The sequence below is a fragment of the Mycolicibacterium peregrinum genome (assembly GCF_001665625.1).
Lineage (GTDB): Bacteria > Actinomycetota > Actinomycetes > Mycobacteriales > Mycobacteriaceae > Mycobacterium > Mycobacterium peregrinum_B.
In genome coordinates, this window is sequence record NZ_LZSY01000106.1 from 20,472 (window position 1) to 38,270 (window position 17,799).

A 17,799-nucleotide genomic window follows, 5' to 3' on the forward strand; every position below is an offset into this window, starting at 1 on the left:
CGCCTGCGTGACCCGACCTCTACGCGGAAGGGTCGTGGTGATCAGCGTGGTCCACGACGCGTGAAGCGTCCCACGGATACCGGGCCCGGGCCAGGTCGACGCGTCCGCCCTGGAACGCAACCCCTTCGGACTTGAGCAACACCACAGCGCGACCATCGCGGCAGGCTGCCGGTTCACCATCCGCACGCACGACGCGCCACCACGGAACATCGTCAGGCACTCTGCTCACTTCCCGTCCAGCTTGTCGTGGCGAGATGCCCAATCGCCGGCCGACGTCGCCATAGGTCGCGACGAATCCCGGCTCGATGTCGTCCAGCACCGCGCGTACTGCCTCGTTGAGAGCTTCTCGCCTGGTCATGGTCGTTCTCCGGTGGCTGGATAGGTGACTGTGTCGGCAGGCCCGATGACGGCGCCGGCGCTGAGTTGCGCAGTATCGACATGTCCCGGGCCCATGATGTGACACACCGTCTCGTTGTGGGAGAGCAGATGATCGGCGATGATCCGCCGGTGGCAGCGCCACCACACTGCCTCCGAGCACATCACGGCGATCCGTGAGGTGCGTCTCCACTCGCGTAACTCATCGAGGGCGCGCCGGAAGTCCTCGGACATCGCGTAGTCGGCATAGTTGTGGAAGCTGCGGTTCTTCCACCATTCGTTGACCGCGAACGGCACTTCGGTGCTGACGGTACGGCGGCCGGTCAATCCCGGCGCGTACTGATAGCCGATTCCCGCATCGCCGAGCGACGCCGACAGCGAGTCCTGATCGAACTGCGGATATCGAGTGGAGCCTGGAAGCTTCCGAACATCGACGATCAATTGGACGCCGCTGTCGCGGAGCAACCCCGCGAACTCGGCGAACGTTCGGGTGGAGTGTCCGATCGTGAAGACGGGTTCACTCATCGACGAGCCGCAGGGCGCCGCCTTTGTGAGCGGCGACGTGGTCGGTCTTGTCGCTTTTGATCTCGTACTGTGGATCGTCGGTCGAGGCCCGATGGGTGTGGCCCTTGTACTGGAAATCCTGCGTGTGGACCTTGGCCACCGTGCCCGAGACGTGCCCGGCTTCCGAGTTCCACGCCACGTGGTCACCGACATTGAATTTGTCAGGCATAGCAACTCCTCTGTGAAGCCATTATGTACGGCCCCGGCGACGTCCGGGTCGAGGACCGTCCAGGCCCCGATGGGCACGAGTCGGCTGGCCGCGTTGTACCGGCGTGGAGGGAATCACCTTGAGTGCGACAGCAGCTGCAGCGGCGAGTAGGACCGCGGCGATCAAGGAGACGACTTGCACCCCGAAGGTGAAGGCGTGCTGGGCTTGTGCGAGAAGGTGCGGCGCATTGGCGAAGTGATTGGTGGCTGTGGCCAGTGAGTCGTGGAGGGCGACGCGGTCGGTGGCACTGAGGTGTTCGGGTACGGGTAGTCGGGTTCGGTAGAAGACGGTGTGCAAGGTACCGAGTACCGCGATGCCAAGGGCGACTCCGAGTTCATAGGCGGTTTCTGAGATCGATGCGGCGGCTCCGGCGCGTTCGGCGGGAGCGGCGCTGACGACGGCGTCGGTGGACAGTGTCATGGCGGCTCCGACTCCGAGACCGATGATGCCCAGCGAGACGCCGATTCCCCAGTAGGTTGACCAGCCTTCGGTGATGGCCAGGCTGACCAATCCGAGCGCCGAGATCGCCAGGCCGCCGGCGATGGCTCGACCTCGCCCGAGCCTGGTCAGGAGATGGCCAACGATCCCCACGACGGCGACGGTGGCGATCGACGCGGGCAGCTCGGCGAGTCCGGCTTGGAAGGGGCTCATGCCCAAGACCAGTTGAAGGTGTTGGGAGAAGAAGAACATGACGCCGATGAACGCGAAGATGGCGATGGTGTCGGCCGCGACTGCACCGCTGAACGCAGGAAGTCGGAACAGGCTCAGGTCGATCAGTGGTTGGGTCAACGCACGTTGTCGGCGGAGGAAAGCCCATGCGCCACCGGTTCCGAGGAAGACTGAGGCAGCCACGGTCCAGTCAAAGCCGGTACCGACGACGTGTTTGACGGCGAACACGGTCGGCACGATCGCAGCGATCGACAGTGTTGCGGAGACGAGGTCGAGCCGCCCGCCGTCAGGGTTTTTTGATTCGGGTAGCAGGGCGATGCCGGCGAGGACCACGACGACCATCAGCGGCACGTTGATGAGAAACACTGAGCCCCACCAGTAACGCTCCAACAAGAAGCCGCCGACGAGGGGCCCGAGCGCGGCGCCGCCGGTGGCGCCGGCGGTCCATGCGGCGAGCGCGGTGGTGCGCTGTACTGGGTCGGCGAACAGGTTGCGCGCGATCGAGAGCGTGGAAGGCATGATGGTGGCGCCGGTGACACCGAGGAGCACGCGCGCCGTGATCAACATTTCAGGTGTGGTCGAGAACGCGGCCAGTGCGGAAGCCAAGCCGAATCCGATGCTGCCGATGAGTAGGAGCCGTTTGCGGCCGATGCGGTCGGCGAGGTTGCCCATCGTCACGAGCAGTCCGGCGAGGGCGAAGGAGTAGACGTCGCCGATCCACAGCATCTGCGTGGCCGTTGGTGTGATGTCGGCGGCCAGCGCAGGAACGGCGAGGTACAGCACGGTGCCATCGATCGCCAGCAGAACGGTGGCGAGCATGAGAACGGCGAGAGCCGCCCACTCCCGCACGCCGGCCCTCACCGGTACTTCGCGTGCGCACAGTGGTGCGGGCATGGATCAGTGCACCCTTTTGGCCAAGTCGACGGGGAGGTGAGACATTCCGCGCAGGCTGACGTTGGGCCGGTAGGTGGGTGCGCCGGACAGCTGCGCGTGCGGATAGCGCGCCGTCAGTGCCTTGAGCGCGGTAACGGCTTCCAGTCGGGCCAAGGGTGCCCCGAGGCAGAAGTGCACCCCGTGACCGAAGGCGAGATGACGGAAGGCCGGCCGGTCGGGGTCGAACGCGTCGGGGTGATCGTATTCGGCTGGGTCTCGATGGGCGGAACCCAAAAGCAGGACAGCGGTGTCGCCCGCGGGCACGACGGTGTCGCCGATGACCATGTCGCGTTCGGCGATGCGGTCGAGTATCTGTACCGGCGGATCCCAACGGAGTGTCTCTTCGACCACGGCGGCCATGCGGTCGGGGTTCTCGGCGGCGGCGCTCCATTGGCCCGCGTGGGTCAGCATGGCCCGTGCTGCGTTGGCGATGAGGTTGACCGTGGTCTCGTGTCCCGCCACGAACAGCAGTTCGCACGTGGCTACGACCTCGTCTTCGGTGAGTTGGTCACCGGCTTCCTCGGCGGCGACGAGGGCGGACATCAGGTCATCCCGCGGCTTGCCACGGCGTTCGTGGATGAGGCCGCGTAGGTAGTCGTACATCCACGCGGCGGCATGATCACGTTCTTGCCGACCGGCGTCCAAATCGTCGACGGCTGGGATGAAGTCGTCGAGTCCTTGCGCGATGAGCTTGGACGCATGGCCGAACCGGGGTTCGTCTTGGATGGGCACTCCAAGCAGACGGCAGATCACCGCGACCGGGAGCGGATAGGCGAGATCATCGACGAGGTTTGCTGTGTTGTCCACCCGGTTGAGCAGTTCGTCAACGAGCATGGTGATTTCCTGCTCCAGTTCGCGAATCCGACGCGGGGAGAAGGCTTTCTGTACCAGCCGGCGAAGCCGGGTGTGATCAGGAGGATCGAGGACCAGAAAGCTGTGGGTGTCGAAGTCGGCAGGGTCGGCGCCGTTGGCAATGGCTTTGCGGACCTGTGCCGATTTGCGACGGTCGTTGGCCCCGTCCGGATGGCGCAGGGCTTGGTCGCAGTCGGCGAAGCTGCCGAAGACGACCATGTTGAGCTCCGGTAGTGCGAAGGGTGCGGCGTGGCGTGCGGCGCGGTAGGCGGGGTAGGGGTCAGCCCGGATGGCAGGATCGAAGAGCGCTTCGAAGCGTGCCTGGGGGCTGGCAGGAACGTCGGGGGATTTCATCGGTCAGCTCGCTTTCTGGATCGTCGCGGCCGTGGCCGCAGTAGAGGTTTCGAACTGCGGTGCGGTGGCCGTGTTCTCGCCGAGCACAGTTGTGGCGGTGACGGTTTCGCTCCAGCCGGGAGGCTTGAGCAGGTAGTTGACACGTCCGTTCCAGGTCTTGGCGTTCCACACGTCGCGGGCGGCGCGGGCCAGTTCCCCGTAGTTGACCTTGACCGGGTTGTAGGTGCTGATCTGTTTGGTCAAGCCATAGGCGACCGGCTCGGTCTCCTCGGCATACGTACCGAAAATGCGGTCCCAGATGATGAAGATGCCGCCGTAATTCTTGTCCAGGTAGGGGTTGTTGACGCCGTGGTGCACGCGATGGTGTGACGGGGTGTTGAAGACAAACTCGATCCAACGGGCAAGCAGGCCAACGCGTTCGGTATGGATGGGGAACTGGTAGGTCAAGATGATGGCCTGCAGCAGGAACAGCAGCCACACCGGTAGACCGAGCAGCAGCAGCGGGACGTAGAACAGGAATGACGACAGGATGTCGGTTGGCATCAGCCAGCCCAGGCGCAGTGCGGTGGTCTGGTTGAAGTGCTGACTGGAGTGATGCACGGTGTGGCCGATCCAGAACATCCGAATCCGGTGATGCGCCCGGTGCTCCCAGTAGTAGACGAAGTCGACCAGAATCAGCGCCGGCAGCCACCAGGTTGTCGACCACTGAACCGGCGCCAGTGCGCCGGCGAGCAGCAATACCGGTAACTGCAAAGTCTTGCTGATGACGTCGGTGAACGCGCCGATGCCCGACATCGACAGGCTCGTCACCGCGTCTTTGGCGTTCACCCCGACCATGGGTCGTTTGGGTGGCTGGGCTCGGCGCTTCTCCCAGTAGTAGGCGAGGAACTCAACGGCGATCAGCACGGCGAAAGCCGGTAGCGACCACAACGAGATCTTGTCGAGCAGCTCTGGCACGACGTCCTTCTTTCTCCCTGTCCGTATCGCGTCTGCGACGCCACCATCATCTCTAGGTCAACCGCCTAGGTCAAGTGACCTAACTTGTGACGTACCTCGCCCCGAGTATCGATTTGAGGGCTTTGACCTGCCCGTTTGTCGGTCTGGCAGACTGGCGGCATGACCAGCTCGGCGCGCAGTACCGACCGGCGTGATACCAGCAAGCGCGATGCGTTCGTTGCCGCGGCGGTCAGGGTGATGGCCCGAGACGGTGTCGCGGCTCTGACAACTCGGCGTATCGCCGAGGAGGCTGGGTTGCCACAGGGCATCTTCCATTACTGGTTCGCCGGCAAGGCGGAGCTGCTCGAAGCCGTCCTGCACTCAGTGATGGCCGATGCCGCCACCGCAACCGCACCACCGGAGGCCGACGGTGACCCGGCGGGCAGCTGGAAGGCGGCGTTCCAGAAGATCCGTGCGGATGAGGCGGGACGTCAGCTCGGCGCCTACGAACTGACTGCCATGGCACTGAGAAACCCGGAGTTGAGGGGGATGGCGCAACAGCTCTACCGCAGCTATCACGAAATGGCTCGCGCCGACATCGCGCCGCTCGTCGACGAACTCAATGCGGGCGGAGCCGAACTCGACGTCGACCTCACCGCCAGCCTGATCGCCGCGCTTTTCGACGGCCTCACCTTTTCCTGGCTGGCCAATCCTGACGGTCCACCCCCCGAGGATGTGCTCGACTTCGCATTTCGCCTGCTGCGCAACATATCTCGTTAGAGGTAATTGAGAGCTACCCCATGTACTCCGCGCTGCGGCGTTCAGTGGTTGGGCGTGACGACAGCCCGAATAATCTCAGTGATGGCTGGTTCGATCTCGGTGAGCGTCTCAGGGTCGTTGCTGGCCAGATGCTGCACCACGAGTTCGATGGCTGCGGCCACGAGTGCATTGCACAGGCCCAAACTCAAAGGGGGAAGGTCGGGTTCGGTGGTGGCGCGCAGGTGCTGCAAGCCGGGCGTCACCGCAGTGACGAACTCGGCGATAGCGTCGTTGCGGCGGGCGCGCACCACAGCGCCGGCTCCTGTGGCTTCCAGGAAGAATGCTCGGGCCGCCGCGGGGGACGCGGCAACGACCGCCAGCAGCTGCCGCACCGCCTCAGACAACGTCCGCTGCGTGAAGCGTTGTGGTGAGCTGTTGCCCACACCGGCGGCTGCGGCCATCAGCAACTGCGTGCAGCGGTAGGTGTGCAGGAACACCGCTTCCTTGCTGTCGTACAGGTCGTAAACGGTGCGCCGGGAAACCCCGGCTCGGTCGGCGATCTGTGCCACGGTCGTCTCCGCATATCCGCGGTCCCCGAAGAGCTCGATGGCCGCAGCCAGGATTCGCGCGGTCTGCGACCTGCGGACTTCTTCTCGGCTGAGTTTGTGGCGGTGGCGCGGCAACCGGTCGGCGGACGTTCCTGACAGCAGCGCGAATGTGGCCCGCGCAAGCTCTCTGTCGTCTAGGGCTACGTCCACCTCGGCGGTCACGTCCTCACCTTACCGATTCTTGACGTAAGAAACACACTGTGTATTCTCACTAAAGAAACACACTGTGTGTTTCTTGAGGTTGCTCGCTGACCACCTGAGAAAGGCGTTTCGTGACAAGTTCGACCGATCAGCAGTTCCACTTGGACCTGCCCGCACGGAGAGCCGACGAGGGCCTGTTCGGACCGGAATCGGTGTCGTGGCGGGTGTGGTCGCATCCGGCCGCCATCCCCGGCGTCATGCGCTCGTTCGTGCTCGACATGGTGTGCAGCACGCATGGTGCCGCCGCACTCGAAGAACACAGCCGCTACCGCGAGGACCCGCTCGGTCGGCTCAACCGCACCATGTACTACTTCCTGACCGCCGTGTTCGCCGACACCGCTACCGTGGCGGCGGCCAACCAGCGCCTGGACCGCCTGCACGCCCGCATCGAGGGCAGTGAGCCGATGACCGGGCAGTCCTACAGCGCGATGGATCCCTACCTGCGCCTGGGAAACCACATGCTGTCCTGGCATTCGGTGTTCTACGCCTACCAGACCCTGACCACCGGTCTTTGTGAGGAGGAGCAGGACCAGTTCTTCGCGGAAGCGGCCATCGCCTTCGAAACCTTCGGGATCGACTATGACGACATCCGCGCCTCAGCGGTGCGGCACGGTATCGCCGAACACCTTATGCCGGAGCATATTCCGTGCACCCGTGACGAGTACCGCAGGTTGTGGGCCGCCTCTCGCCATCTGATCTGCGTCAACGCACAGACCCGGGGTGCGCTCGACGCCATCCTGCACCCGCGTGCGCTGGACGGAGACCCCGTCAAAGCTGCCCTGTTCCGGGCTTATCCCGTCCTTGCCCGCGCCGGGCTTGCCCTCGTTCCGCGCCACATTCGACACCTCAGCGGACTGCCCGCTTCGTCCGCCGGCGATGCCGCAACCATCGTGGGCGCTCGGGCCGCCATGACCATGTTGCATCGCACCGGCACCTATCCGTTGGTACTCAAGCGGTTGTGCCCACATGGCCACCGCATCCAAAGTCAGGCACTTCGCAGCATCGGGTAGTCGCACCGACGTGGAAATCAGTTCGAAGAGAGGAACGGTCACCATGATTGGAAAACCGGCAATTGTTCTGGTGCATGGCTTTTGGGGCGGAGCAGCGCACTGGGGCGAAGTCATCATCGAGCTGAACAGGCGCGGATACACCTCACTGCATGCGGTGGAGATCCCATTGACTTCGCTGGCCGACGACGCCGATCGCACCCGCAAGATGATCAGACAGATCGAGGGCCCCGTGGTGTTGGTGGGACATTCCTACGGCGGCGCGGTCATCACGGAAGCCGGTACGCTCCCTAACGTCACCGCATTGGTCTACATCGCGGCGTTCGCACCCGATACCGGTGAAAGCCCCGGCCAGATAAGCCAGGAGATGCCTCCCGCGGCGATCGAAAACCTCGCTGCGGACTCCGATGGGTACCTCTGGATCAAGCCGGAAAGGTTCGGCGAGAGCTTCTGCCAAGATCTCCCCGCTGACCGGGCCCTCGTCATGGCAGTGACCCAGAAAGCGCCGCTGGCCTCCACGTTCGGCGACACGGCAACGGACCCGGCGTGGAAGGTCAAACCGGTGTTCTACCAGGTCTCCACCGCCGACCGCATGATTCACCCAGACAATGAGCGCAGGATGGCCCAGCGGATGAACCCTCGCAGAATCATCGAACTCGACGCCAGCCACGCCTCGCTGGCGTCACAGGCCGGTGCGGTTGCCGATCTCATCGAGGAGGCCGCCACACACGAGGCCTGACTGGCGAACCGGGAGGCGGCTGTTTCATGCCGGCTGCTGATCTGCCCCCACCCTGGGCAGCTGCACCACGACCCGCAACCCGCCGCCGGGGCGGGCAGTGAGGGTGAGCGTCCCGTCGTGGGCATGGATGATGCTGTTGACGATCGCCAGACCGAGCCCGACACCGTCGTGGTGGGTACGCACGCGCTCGCTACCGCGTTGAAACGGCTCGACCAGCGTGGAAACCATTGGTGCAGTGAGCTTGTCGCCGGTGTTCTCGACAGAGAGCATCACGGAGGTCGGGTCAACCCTCGTGGTGACCCACACGGTTCCATGAGCGGGCTGATTGTGCACGATCGCGTTGTGCACCAGGTTGGTGGCCATCTGCAGCAGGAGCGCGGCAGAGCCCGTGGTGGGCGCCACGTCGCCGGACGTCTCGAGGATGATGCCGTGTCTTTCCGCCAGGGGCAGCAGCGTTTCGGTGGCTTCCTCGGCGATGAGCGACAGGTCGATGTGTTCTTGGGTGAAGGATCGTTGATCAGCACGGCTGAGTAGGAGCAGCGCTTCGGTGAGGTCGATCGCCCGGGTGTTGACGGCGCACAGGCGTTCGACCAGCTCACCGGTGTCGGTGTTGGGATCCTGGCGGGCCACATCGAGCAGGGTCTGCGTGATCGCCAACGGGGTGCGCAGTTCATGGGAGGCGTTGGCGGCGAATCTCTGCTGTTCGGCGACGTGTGCTTCGAGCCGCTCGAGCATGGTGTCGAAGGCGTCGGCGAGTTCGCGAAGCTCATCTCGTCTCCCCGACAGCCGAATTCGGTGTGACAGTGATCCTTTCGAGGCCATGCGGGTGGCGGCTGTGATGCGCGTCAGGGGTGCGAGCATTCGGCCGGCCAGCAGCCACCCGCCGACCAGACCGAACACCAGCAGAAACGCCATCACGACGGCGGCTCTGGGAGCGAAAACGTGCAGGAGCCTGGACCGGATGGGAAAGACATCGTTGGGGAATTCGATGTCAGTGCTGCCCGGGATGATCATCATCCGGTCTGGCACGTACCGCAGCAGGAACACCCACACGGCGGTGAGCAGCAGAGCGCCGGCGACCATCAGGAACCCGGCGTAGCTGAGGGTGAGCTTGAGCCGAAGGCTCAATCCCGGTGTTCTATCCATCGTTTCGTTCCCCCTGCCCGGAGCCCGCTGCGTTCTCGATGCGGTAGCCGACCCCGGGCACGGTCGCGATGATCCGGGGTTCGCCGAGGCGTTTGCGCAGCGCCGACACCGTGATGCGCACGGCATTGGTGAACGGGTCGGCGTTCTCATCCCACGCCCGCTCCAGGAGCTCTTCGGCACTGACGACACCGCCTTCGGCCGCGACGAGAACCTCGAGCACCGCGAACTGTTTCCTGGTAAGGCCGACATATCGGCCGTCGCGGTACACCTCGCGCCGGAACGGATCCAGCCGCAGGCCCGCGATCTCCCACACCGGCGGCCTGCTCTGGGCGCGCCTGCGGTCGAGTGCTCGCAGCCGCAGCACGAGCTCTCGCAGTTCGAACGGCTTGGTCAGATAGTCGTCGGCACCGAGTTCGAATCCCGAAGCCAAGTCATCGAGCCGGTCTGCAGCGGTCAACATCAGGATCGGCGTCCCGCTGCCCGAAGCGACGATACGTTCAGCGACCTCGTCGCCCGAGGGGCCGGGGATGTCGCGGTCGAGCACGGCGATGTCGTAGGTGTTGATGCTCAACAACTCCAGCGCGGTGTCTCCGTCACCGGCGATATCGGCGGCGATCGCCTCCAGACGCAGACCGTCGCGGATGGCCGTCGCCATATAGGGCTCGTCTTCGACGACCAACACACGCATGCTCTCCACGCTACGAGCTCGCTCATATCGTCGGCATATCGAAAATCGCATACGCGCCGACAACACCGTCGGGCCTTGACTGGCGGCCATGACAAACGACAACTCAGCACACGACCGACGCCCCTTCGTCACCCTCGCCGTCGCCGCATTGATCGGCGCGGGAGGTGTGGCCTTCGCCTCCCAGGCTGTCGCCGACCCGGCGGGTCAGCAACAGACGACCAGGTACTCCGAGTGCATGCGGGCCAACGGCGTCGCGGACTTTCCAAATCCCAACGCACAAGGCCAAATTAGCTATGGAGGCATCTCTGTGCCGAAGGCCACCTGGCAGAACGCGATCGGTGCGTGTGCGAATCTCCAGCCCTCGGGTTGGTCCGACGCCCAGCGCACGCCGGCGCAGCAGGCCGCGGCGCTCGAATTCGCGCAATGCGTGCGCGACCATGGTGTGCCGGACTTCCCCGACCCGGGCACCGCACGCGATCCGCTCATCGACACTTCGAGGATGCGTGGCGACGTCAGCGCCGGCAGCATTCCCGAGCTGAAGCCCGCGGTCGAGGCGTGCCACGACTTCTTCGCCGCCGCGCTCCCGCCAGAGGGGACTGGCCGGCCGGGCTGAGAACCCAAAGGCTCGGGGTTGACGTCGAGTTAATCGGTTGTGCTTGGTCGGACGGCGTCGAGGTCGTCCTTGGTCAAGACAGCACGAACGGTCAGTCCGACGTCTCGTAGGACGGTGGTGGGATCAGCACTTCGGTTGATCGCGCAGATTACGGTCGAGACCTTGCCGTGCTCGCTGCGTATGGCCTGAGCTGCATCCCGGACGGCACCGCCGGTGGTGATCACGTCCTCTATCAGAGTGATCGCTCTTCCGGCGGTGTCGGCACCCTCGGCGAGCCTGCAGGTGCCGTAGGCCTTGGCGGCTTTCCGTACGAATAGTGTTGGTATGCCCGTGAGTTGACTCAAAACGGTGGCCAGTGGGACGCCGCCGAGTTCTAGGCCACCGAGCAGGTCGGTATCGGCAGGAATGAGCGGAACCATGGCCTCGCACACGCGTCGTAATAATCGAGGGTCTGTCTCGAACGAGTACTTGTCGAAGTACTCGTGAGAGATCTGGCCTGATCGAAGCTGAAACTGTCCTCGGAGGCGACAGGCGCGGTCCACATCCGAAGCGAGCAGTTGGCGGTCCATGCTGTTCATCGTGGCACTAGATGTGACGAGTGGGCCGGCGTGTGGGGCTGTCACACACGCGAGATCTGGGGTTGGATTCCTCATACGGAACGGCGTCGCCGCCGTCGGTGGGAGGGGCTCTAGTGCCTGACTGGGAGTACCAGCTGTGGCCCGGCACCTCGCATGCTCTACCGCTCGAGCTTCCTGACGAGGTCAATGCCGGTATCCGCCAGTTCGTGATCGACCGCCGCACCGCCTGATGTCAACCATGCGGTCAGCTCCTGCAACGAGTCCACGCGCAGATCAGCAAGTGAGGCTTCGTCTTTGAGAGCGTGGAGATAACCCCATGGGCCGCGCCGAACGAACACTGTCCGCATCCCGGCCGCGCGGGCGGGCAGCACGTCATTATCGAGGCGATCGCCCACATACAAGATGGACTCGGCGGGGACGCGCGCTTGCCTGATCAGGCGGAGGAAGAACGCGGGATCTGGCTTGGCCACGCCCCACTCGGCCGACGAGGTAACGAAGTCAGCCTCGAGGCCGGCGCCGGCGAGCACCTGTTCGATCTCCACTGGCTGGTTGCCGGCGATACCGACGGTCAAGCCGACCCGACGCGCAGTGGCCACACATTCCAGAGCGTCGGCGTACAGATCGCACTCACCCGGATCGAGACCCGCTGCCGGCGGGTCGACACCGATCACATCCCATAGATCGTGGTGATCCCTGCCGGTGGCGATCAACGCCCCCACCACGGCGCATAAAGTGAACGGCGTCAATCCCAATCGCTGTGCCAGCGCGTTCCACATGCGAGTTTCGTCGACCAACGTCTCGCCGACATCGAACACCACACACCGGATCTGTGCCAACCATCCCGAAGCCACAGACCCAGAGTTTCACATCCGTGTCTCTCCGCTGAAGTTTCGCGACCTGGTCGTACCCACCAGGCTGGCAGTTTCGGGCATGAATGTCCTACCCAAAAATCACTGGGACCTGTCGCAATGCGGTGTTACCGTCACGCCGTGACTATGTTCTGCGACGCCTATGCGCTGCTCGCCGGGATGCACTACGCATCCACGGCGAGTTTGTCGTGTGCAGGCCTCGCGGGTACGAAAGGCATTGCCCGGCAGTCGGTCGTGCGCAATGCCCTGTGGCATCGCCGTTGCTTTCGGTCAACACGTCTGCAAACTTCCACCCGCTCAGTGGGTGCACGCCCCGGCCGGAAGCATGGGCCCGAAGAACAATCTCACAAAACTCTCAACCTCACCGTTGCCGCTGACAGGAACGTCGCCTGACGTTTCTGTAATTTGATGCGCCCAATTCAGTTGGTGCGCAGTAAGTTACGGCGAAAAATACTCTCGACAATTGCGGTTTCGGCAGCGCATGCTGTTGGCGGCAAGGCGCACGAATAAACGTGTACAGAACGGCGCGACATCGAAAATTCGTGTCGCGTCGGATCTTTGAAAACTGCAGAATGTGGCATCCGCGCTCGTGGCGGAACTGGAAGACGCGCCCGGCTCAGACCCGGGTGCCCTACACGGGCATGCAGGTTCAACTCCTGCCGAGCGCACTGTCGGATCGTCGGTGAATCGTGTATCACTCTCGACGATCGGCACTCACACACGCGCCGTTAGCTGAGTTGGGATAGCACCAGACTCTTAATCTGGGGACGGGGGATCGAAACCCTCACGGCGCACCAGTATTCATGCCGCTGAGGTGTAACCGGTTTGCACGCCAGTCTTCCAAACTGGCAGAGCGGGTTCGAGCCCCGTCGGCGGTTCCATTGAAACGACAAATCAGAGAGGAGGCACGCGGTCATGAAGCACTTTCGTCAACGCACAAACCGTCAGCATGCCGTGACGGTGTACAACGCCGACTACCGCGTGCTGACCCACGTGACCTGGCAGGAGGCGGTCCGGCTGCTGCTGCGGGGTTCGGTCTACGTGATCGAGCGCCACAGCCCAGCCGTACACATACACAGCCCGTCGACGGTCATCGAGTTGCCCGTGTCGGTCGCGCTACGTGAGTACATCCACGTGCCGTACCGGCCTGGCCATCGTGCAGCCCGTGCCGGGGTGCTGGAACGTGACGGCTACACCTGCGCCTACTGCGGGGGACACGGCGACACGCTGGACCACGTCGTGCCGGAGTCGCGTGGGGGCCAGAACACCTGGCTCAATCTCGTCGCTGCGTGCGCACCGTGCAACGGACGCAAGGGGAATCGCACTCCCGAAGAGGCTGGGATGCGGTTGTTCTGGGAGCCGTACGAGCCGCGTGAGCGGGACCGCTACCGCGTGCCGGCGATGGCCTGAACAATGATGCTTCACCCGCCGGGGCGGACGATGCAATGAGTGGAAGTCGTCCGCCCCGGCCGCCCATCTACTCCCTCGTAGCTCAATTCGGTAGAGCCGCGCCCTGTTAAGGCGAAGGTTGTTGGTTCGAATCCAGCCGGGGGAGCGATCTGCGCGCGGTGACGATGGTGTGTCACGGCTGGCTGTAAACCAGTTGCTTCGGCTCAGGGGGTTCGAATCCCTCCGCGCAGACCACATTCTCTGCCCGCTAGCACAATTGGTAGCTGCATCTGGTTTTGACCCAGAGGGTTTCAGGTTCGAATCCTGAGCGGGCAGCGCAGGGTCCGTTGGTGTAATGGCAGCACACCTGGTTCTCAAGCAGACAGCAGGAGTTCGACTCTCCTACGGACTACGTTGTGCAGGCCCCGTTCGGATATGGGTAGTCTGCTGCCCTTTCACGGCGGCGGAGCGGGTTCGAGTCCCGCGCGGGGCACTGGCAATTCCGGGAAGTGTGGCAGAACGGTAATGTAGCGGCTTGCTAAGCCGTGGTCGCGGTGACCCCGCGGCTGGGGGTTCGAATCCCTTCACTTCCGCTGTGGCGGTAGCTCAATCCGGTAGAGCTCCAGGTTGTGATCCTGGTCGTTACGGGTTCGAATCCCGTCCGCCACCCCACTCATGCCCACGCCCCTGTAGCTCAATCGGATAGAGCGTCGTCCTCCGACGGCGAAGGTTGACGGTTCGAGTCCGTCCAGGGGCACGGCACGGGATGCCCGCGTAGCTCAAATGGAGAGAGCGCCTGTTTACGAAGCAGGAGGTTGCTGGTTCGAGTCCAGCCGCGGGCGCGCACGACGCTGCTCCAGTGTGGCCTGGGCTGGGCAAGCAGACCCCGCATCGATCGCGGTGAACCTTCGGTGCCGGTCCGGCGTATACCCCCGGGTACTGGCCCAACAGGTATAGGTAGGTCGTTCATGGTTCGCAGATCGGTCGTGCACTCATCACGGCGTAGCGGTGTGGTCACTCGACGAAGCGTGGTCCTCGGTATCGCGGCGGTCGGCGGGTTCCTTGCCACCGACCTGGGTGCGGTGCTCTACGCCCGCGGTCCGCTTGGATCGCGGAGCAGGTTGACCCCTCAGGCGTTCGTCGACGCGTTTTACAAAGTTGCCGGGGTCCATCGCGGCTATCGGCTGAATCATGCGAAAGGCGTTGCGGTAAGCGGGTTTTTCGAGAGCAACGGTGCCGGGTCGGAGATCACCAAGGCTGCGGTTTTCCAGGTCGGCCGCACCCCGTTGGTAGGACGGTTCTCGGTGCCGGGAGGAAATCCCATGGTGGCCGACACCGTCGATGCTCCGCGGGGACTGGGCCTGGCCATGGGGTATCCGGGTGGTGGGCAGTGGCGAACCGCGATGCTGAATATTCCGGTATTCCAGGATAATTCCGTACAGGGATTCTACGACCGATTGCTCGCCTCCAAACCCGTGCCCGGGACCGGCAAGCCTGATCCCAACGTCATGGCACGTTTCCTGGCCGACCATCCTGAAACCGCGAGCGCCATGTCGGTGATCAAGCAGCAACCGCTCACCTCGGACTTTGCCGACAGCACCTTCCGAGGGCTCAACGCCTTCTACTTTGTGAACGCGAACGGTGACCGCACACCCGTGCGATGGTCACTGAGCCCGCTGCGGGAGGTAAGGCCACCCGACGAAACTTCGAGCAATCCGAACCGGCTGTTCGACAGCGTCATTCGCGATATCCGCACCGAGCCGTTGCGGTGGCGCCTATTGGTGACGATCGGTGAGCCGGAGGACGATGTGCGCGACGCCACCGTCGCGTGGCCGGCTGATCGGCGCACGATCGACACGGGGACCGTGGTGCTCGACTCCATCGCGACGGAGTCGGCGGGCAACGCCCGCGATGTCAACTTCGATCCCATGGTGCTGCCGGACGGCATCGAACCCTCGCAAGACCCGCTACTCCCCGCACGCTCGGCGGTGTACGCGGCATCGTTTCGTCGGCGCGCCGGTGTTGCCGGCGAAGCCCCGCAGGTCGAGGCCGGGGAGGTGGCGCAATGATCGCGTCGGCCATCCGATCCGGCTCCCGCTACGCGCTGGGCACCCGCGTTCTGCATTGGTTGGCCGCAGTGCTCGTGTTCGGCGCACTGGTGGTCGGGTTTGTCCTGGCCAACTCCCTCGCGGACTACGCAGTGCTCCTCAGCGTGCACAAGGTTCTGGGCGCACTCGTGTTCGTGGTGTTCGTGATCCGTGTGCTCAACAGGCTCACTGATCGTGGGCCCGCTCTCCCCGCGACCGTCGGCCGGGTCGAGCGCATCGCGGTTGTCGGCTCCGAACTCGCCATGTACGCGCTGCTGTTGGCGCAGCCGCTGCTCGGATGGGCGATGCTGTCTGCGAGCGGAGTGCCGGTTGTGTTGGGCGGCGCGCTTCGGCTGCCACCGGTCGTCCCTGTGAATGCTGAGCTGTTCGGTCTGCTTCGGGACGCTCACTCGGTCGTGGCGTACGCCCTGGTCGCGATGATCGCGGCACACGTGTCGGCGGTGCTCTGGCACACGCTGACACTGCGCGATGGCATGCTGCGCCGAATGACGTTCGGGGGCGATGAACCTCTTGAGCTCCGTCGGCGTACGTAAGCCCGTGGATATCACTCGGATGAGAAGAACTGTTGGTGCAACCCTGTTTTCCGCAGGCGTGGTCGTCGGATTCGCAGCGCCGGTTCACGCGAACGCCGACGAGCCGGCCGGGCCGGAACCGATCCTCGCTAAGCAGGTATCGGACCTGGGTGAGATCGTCGTCGACGCGCGGGGAATGACGGTGTACGCGTTCCAGGGCGACACTCTCGCGACCAGTGGATGCGGCGAGCGCTGCCTACAGAAGTGGCCTGCCGTCGCCGCCCCCGATCCGTTGCCTGCGCAGGTGGCAGGTGTTGACGGAGTATTGGGTGTGTACCTACGCCCGGATGGCACCCGCCAGTTGACCTTGAATTCGCGCCCGCTCTACACCTTCATCCAGGACCAGACGGTCGGGCAACATGAGGGCGTGGGTAAGGAGCTGGCCAATTCCAAGTGGGGGATTGTGCAATCTGACGGGCTACCCCGGTACTGAACGTGGTGAACCGTCCGCGACGTCGCCGATCGTCGGCCGCACGTTCACGCTGTGCGGCCGACGACCGGCTCTTGACCATGCTGTACACCATGCACGGCGAAGCGGTCCGGCGATTCGTCGCCGGACATGTCGTCGATGTACAGCACCGTGAGGACGTCGTGCAGGAGACGTTCGCGCGGGCCTGGAAGAACATCGACCAGATCGACGCCGACGACGGCAATCCCAGATCATTCCTGTTCACAGTGGCCCGGAACGTCATCGTCGATCAATGGCGGCGACGGTCACGGCGAGGTGAGGTGCTTGTGGACACCGATATTGGACTGCCCAGTGCCGATGTCGTCAACAAATCCTTGGAGCGGATCGTCATCGGTGAATCGTTGCAACGGTTGTCCCCCGAACATCGTGAGGTGGTCAAAGCGCTGTACTTCGACGACCTCACTGTTGCTGAAGCAGCGGATAGGCTCAATGTTGCTGTGGGTACCGTGAAGTCACGCAGTTACTACGCAGTGCGCGCATTGCGAGCGGTGTTCGACGAGATGGGGCTGCTGTGATCGACGAACCTCATGTTCTTCTCGGCGCCTATATCCTCGGGGGTCTCGATGCCGAGGAACGCGGGCGGTTCGAGGTGCACCTCAAAGAATGCGCACAGTGCCGCGCCCAAGCTGCAGATTTCGCACCCCTGCCGGCTCTCCTGAGCAAGGTCGACCGGGCGGATCTGGATACCCAGCCCACCGACGATGGGGAGTCGGAACTGGCACTGCGCGACATGCTCGCTGCCCGCCGTGCCGCAGCGACCCGCCGTGTCCGCCACCGGGTGATGCTGGCTGCGTGCGCCGCGGTACTGGCCGCCGTCGCACTGGTGCTGGTCATCCCGCGCGGCGATACGGCCCCACCGGGTACGGGCACCTTTGCGATGCATTCGGTCGTCGCGGCCGGCGCCTCCGGGTCGGTGACGTTGACGCCGAAGCCGTGGGGGACCGCCATCGTGCTCGACCTGAAACAGTTGCCGCCCGATGGCGTATTCACACTGCGGACGATGGACGACAGCGGACAGATGCAGCCGGCCGCTACCTGGGCCGCCATGCCTACCGGGGCGGGGGTCGTACAAGGGGCGACGTCGATTCCGATGCCGAAGCTGCGAAAGCTGAACATCGTCGATGCCGACAACACTGTGCTGGCCAGCGTGGAACGCTGAGCA

The 17,799-nt window shown here is 64.1% G+C and carries 21 protein-coding genes and 12 tRNA genes; 22 read left to right on the plus strand and 11 right to left on the minus strand.

Annotated features, from left to right (window positions below; translation table 11 throughout):
* Positions 1-19: 19 nt before the first annotated feature.
* From A5779_RS15520 to A5779_RS15545, 6 genes are read right to left on the minus strand one after another with little or no spacing between them, the layout of a single operon-like run.
* Complete coding sequence (locus tag A5779_RS15520; RefSeq protein ID WP_064883327.1) at positions 20-358, minus strand: MGMT family protein; 339 nt, start codon at positions 356-358, stop codon at positions 20-22.
* Entirely contained in the window at positions 355-900 is a 546-nt protein-coding gene (locus A5779_RS15525) for a DUF488 domain-containing protein (protein WP_064883329.1), read from the minus strand. Before A5779_RS15525 ends, A5779_RS15520 begins: the two co-directional genes overlap by 4 nt.
* Positions 893-1,108 (minus strand): hypervirulence associated TUDOR domain-containing protein, encoded by a 216-nt coding sequence (locus A5779_RS15530; RefSeq protein ID WP_064883331.1) that lies wholly within the window; start codon positions 1,106-1,108, stop codon positions 893-895. The genes A5779_RS15525 and A5779_RS15530 overlap by 8 nt, the downstream gene beginning before the upstream one ends.
* Positions 1,109-1,129: 21 nt before the next feature.
* The gene (locus A5779_RS15535; RefSeq protein WP_064883333.1) at positions 1,130-2,710 is read right to left on the minus strand and encodes an MFS transporter; all 1,581 of its coding nucleotides are present in this window, start codon (positions 2,708-2,710) and stop codon (positions 1,130-1,132) included.
* Positions 2,711-2,713: 3 nt separating this feature from the next.
* Complete coding sequence (locus A5779_RS15540) at positions 2,714-3,955, minus strand: cytochrome P450 (protein WP_064883335.1); 1,242 nt, start codon at positions 3,953-3,955, stop codon at positions 2,714-2,716.
* 3 nt (positions 3,956-3,958) lie between these two features.
* Entirely contained in the window at positions 3,959-4,912 is a 954-nt protein-coding gene (locus tag A5779_RS15545) for a sterol desaturase family protein (protein ID WP_064883337.1), read from the minus strand.
* 159 nt (positions 4,913-5,071) lie between these two features.
* Here A5779_RS15545 and A5779_RS15550 point away from each other — a divergent pair, with 159 nt between their 5' ends.
* Positions 5,072-5,671 carry a TetR/AcrR family transcriptional regulator gene (locus A5779_RS15550; protein WP_064883339.1) on the plus strand — a complete coding sequence of 200 codons (600 nt, stop codon included), beginning with the start codon at positions 5,072-5,074 and terminating at the stop codon, positions 5,669-5,671.
* Between the two features lie 41 nt (positions 5,672-5,712).
* Here A5779_RS15550 and A5779_RS33015 read toward each other — a convergent pair whose 3' ends face one another.
* Positions 5,713-6,420 carry a TetR/AcrR family transcriptional regulator gene (locus A5779_RS33015; RefSeq protein ID WP_082941702.1) on the minus strand — a complete coding sequence of 236 codons (708 nt, stop codon included), beginning with the start codon at positions 6,418-6,420 and terminating at the stop codon, positions 5,713-5,715.
* Positions 6,421-6,530: 110 nt separating this feature from the next.
* Between A5779_RS33015 and A5779_RS15560 the strand changes: the two genes are divergently transcribed.
* Together A5779_RS15560 and A5779_RS15565 are read left to right on the plus strand one after the other, a co-directional pair.
* Positions 6,531-7,469, plus strand: coding sequence for an oxygenase MpaB family protein (locus tag A5779_RS15560; RefSeq protein WP_064883341.1), 939 nt, complete (start codon positions 6,531-6,533; stop codon positions 7,467-7,469).
* Between the two features lie 43 nt (positions 7,470-7,512).
* Positions 7,513-8,205, plus strand: coding sequence for an alpha/beta hydrolase (locus A5779_RS15565; RefSeq protein ID WP_064883343.1), 693 nt, complete (start codon positions 7,513-7,515; stop codon positions 8,203-8,205).
* Between the two features lie 24 nt (positions 8,206-8,229).
* Here the strand turns inward: A5779_RS15565 and A5779_RS15570 are convergent, their stop codons facing one another.
* On the minus strand, positions 8,230-9,351 hold the full coding sequence (locus tag A5779_RS15570; protein WP_064883344.1) for a sensor histidine kinase: 1,122 nt from the start codon (positions 9,349-9,351) through the stop codon (positions 8,230-8,232).
* Positions 9,344-10,039, minus strand: coding sequence for a response regulator transcription factor (locus A5779_RS15575; protein ID WP_064883431.1), 696 nt, complete (start codon positions 10,037-10,039; stop codon positions 9,344-9,346). The genes A5779_RS15570 and A5779_RS15575 overlap by 8 nt, the downstream gene beginning before the upstream one ends.
* Before the next feature lie 88 nt (positions 10,040-10,127).
* Here A5779_RS15575 and A5779_RS15580 point away from each other — a divergent pair, with 88 nt between their 5' ends.
* The gene (locus A5779_RS15580) at positions 10,128-10,652 is read left to right on the plus strand and encodes a hypothetical protein (protein ID WP_064883346.1); all 525 of its coding nucleotides are present in this window, start codon (positions 10,128-10,130) and stop codon (positions 10,650-10,652) included.
* Between the two features lie 29 nt (positions 10,653-10,681).
* On the opposite strand, the gene pyrE is transcribed toward A5779_RS15580, so the two are convergent.
* Both pyrE and A5779_RS15590 read right to left on the minus strand, forming a co-directional pair.
* Complete coding sequence (pyrE, locus tag A5779_RS15585; RefSeq protein ID WP_064883433.1) at positions 10,682-11,221, minus strand: orotate phosphoribosyltransferase; 540 nt, start codon at positions 11,219-11,221, stop codon at positions 10,682-10,684.
* 167 nt (positions 11,222-11,388) lie between these two features.
* Positions 11,389-12,081, minus strand: coding sequence for an HAD family hydrolase (locus A5779_RS15590; protein WP_236734779.1), 693 nt, complete (start codon positions 12,079-12,081; stop codon positions 11,389-11,391).
* Positions 12,082-12,682: 601 nt separating this feature from the next.
* Here A5779_RS15590 and A5779_RS15595 point away from each other — a divergent pair.
* From A5779_RS15595 to A5779_RS15675, 18 genes are all read left to right on the plus strand, one after another.
* Positions 12,683-12,767, plus strand: a tRNA-Leu gene (locus tag A5779_RS15595).
* Between the two features lie 54 nt (positions 12,768-12,821).
* Positions 12,822-12,896: transfer RNA gene (locus A5779_RS15600), tRNA-Lys, on the plus strand.
* Positions 12,897-12,904: 8 nt separating this feature from the next.
* A tRNA-Gly gene (locus A5779_RS15605) sits at positions 12,905-12,980 on the plus strand.
* Positions 12,981-13,014: 34 nt separating this feature from the next.
* Positions 13,015-13,509: an HNH endonuclease gene (locus tag A5779_RS15610; protein WP_064883349.1), complete on the plus strand. Its 495-nt coding sequence runs from the start codon at positions 13,015-13,017 to the stop codon at positions 13,507-13,509.
* A gap of 71 nt (positions 13,510-13,580) precedes the next feature.
* A tRNA-Asn gene (locus A5779_RS15615) sits at positions 13,581-13,654 on the plus strand.
* A gap of 4 nt (positions 13,655-13,658) precedes the next feature.
* A tRNA-Tyr gene (locus A5779_RS34040) sits at positions 13,659-13,743 on the plus strand.
* A gap of 7 nt (positions 13,744-13,750) precedes the next feature.
* Positions 13,751-13,824 (plus strand) — tRNA-Gln (locus tag A5779_RS15620).
* A gap of 5 nt (positions 13,825-13,829) precedes the next feature.
* Positions 13,830-13,900 (plus strand) — tRNA-Glu (locus A5779_RS15625).
* Positions 13,901-13,910: 10 nt separating this feature from the next.
* A tRNA-Glu gene (locus tag A5779_RS15630) sits at positions 13,911-13,981 on the plus strand.
* Between the two features lie 12 nt (positions 13,982-13,993).
* Positions 13,994-14,081, plus strand: a tRNA-Ser gene (locus tag A5779_RS15635).
* A gap of 2 nt (positions 14,082-14,083) precedes the next feature.
* A tRNA-His gene (locus tag A5779_RS15640) sits at positions 14,084-14,160 on the plus strand.
* An 11-nt stretch (positions 14,161-14,171) separates the two neighbouring features.
* Positions 14,172-14,245: transfer RNA gene (locus tag A5779_RS15645), tRNA-Arg, on the plus strand.
* A gap of 11 nt (positions 14,246-14,256) precedes the next feature.
* A tRNA-Arg gene (locus tag A5779_RS15650) sits at positions 14,257-14,330 on the plus strand.
* A gap of 168 nt (positions 14,331-14,498) precedes the next feature.
* Positions 14,499-15,557, plus strand: coding sequence for a catalase family peroxidase (locus tag A5779_RS15655; protein ID WP_330220072.1), 1,059 nt, complete (start codon positions 14,499-14,501; stop codon positions 15,555-15,557).
* Entirely contained in the window at positions 15,554-16,129 is a 576-nt protein-coding gene (locus A5779_RS15660; RefSeq protein WP_064883353.1) for a cytochrome b, read from the plus strand. Before A5779_RS15655 ends, A5779_RS15660 begins: the two co-directional genes overlap by 4 nt.
* A gap of 19 nt (positions 16,130-16,148) precedes the next feature.
* The gene (locus A5779_RS15665; protein WP_165609157.1) at positions 16,149-16,601 is read left to right on the plus strand and encodes a COG4315 family predicted lipoprotein; all 453 of its coding nucleotides are present in this window, start codon (positions 16,149-16,151) and stop codon (positions 16,599-16,601) included.
* A gap of 5 nt (positions 16,602-16,606) precedes the next feature.
* Positions 16,607-17,152 (plus strand): sigma-70 family RNA polymerase sigma factor, encoded by a 546-nt coding sequence (locus tag A5779_RS15670; protein WP_269085846.1) that lies wholly within the window; start codon positions 16,607-16,609, stop codon positions 17,150-17,152.
* Positions 17,149-17,796 (plus strand): zf-HC2 domain-containing protein, encoded by a 648-nt coding sequence (locus tag A5779_RS15675; RefSeq protein WP_064883356.1) that lies wholly within the window; start codon positions 17,149-17,151, stop codon positions 17,794-17,796. Before A5779_RS15670 ends, A5779_RS15675 begins: the two co-directional genes overlap by 4 nt.
* Positions 17,797-17,799 lie beyond the last annotated feature (3 nt).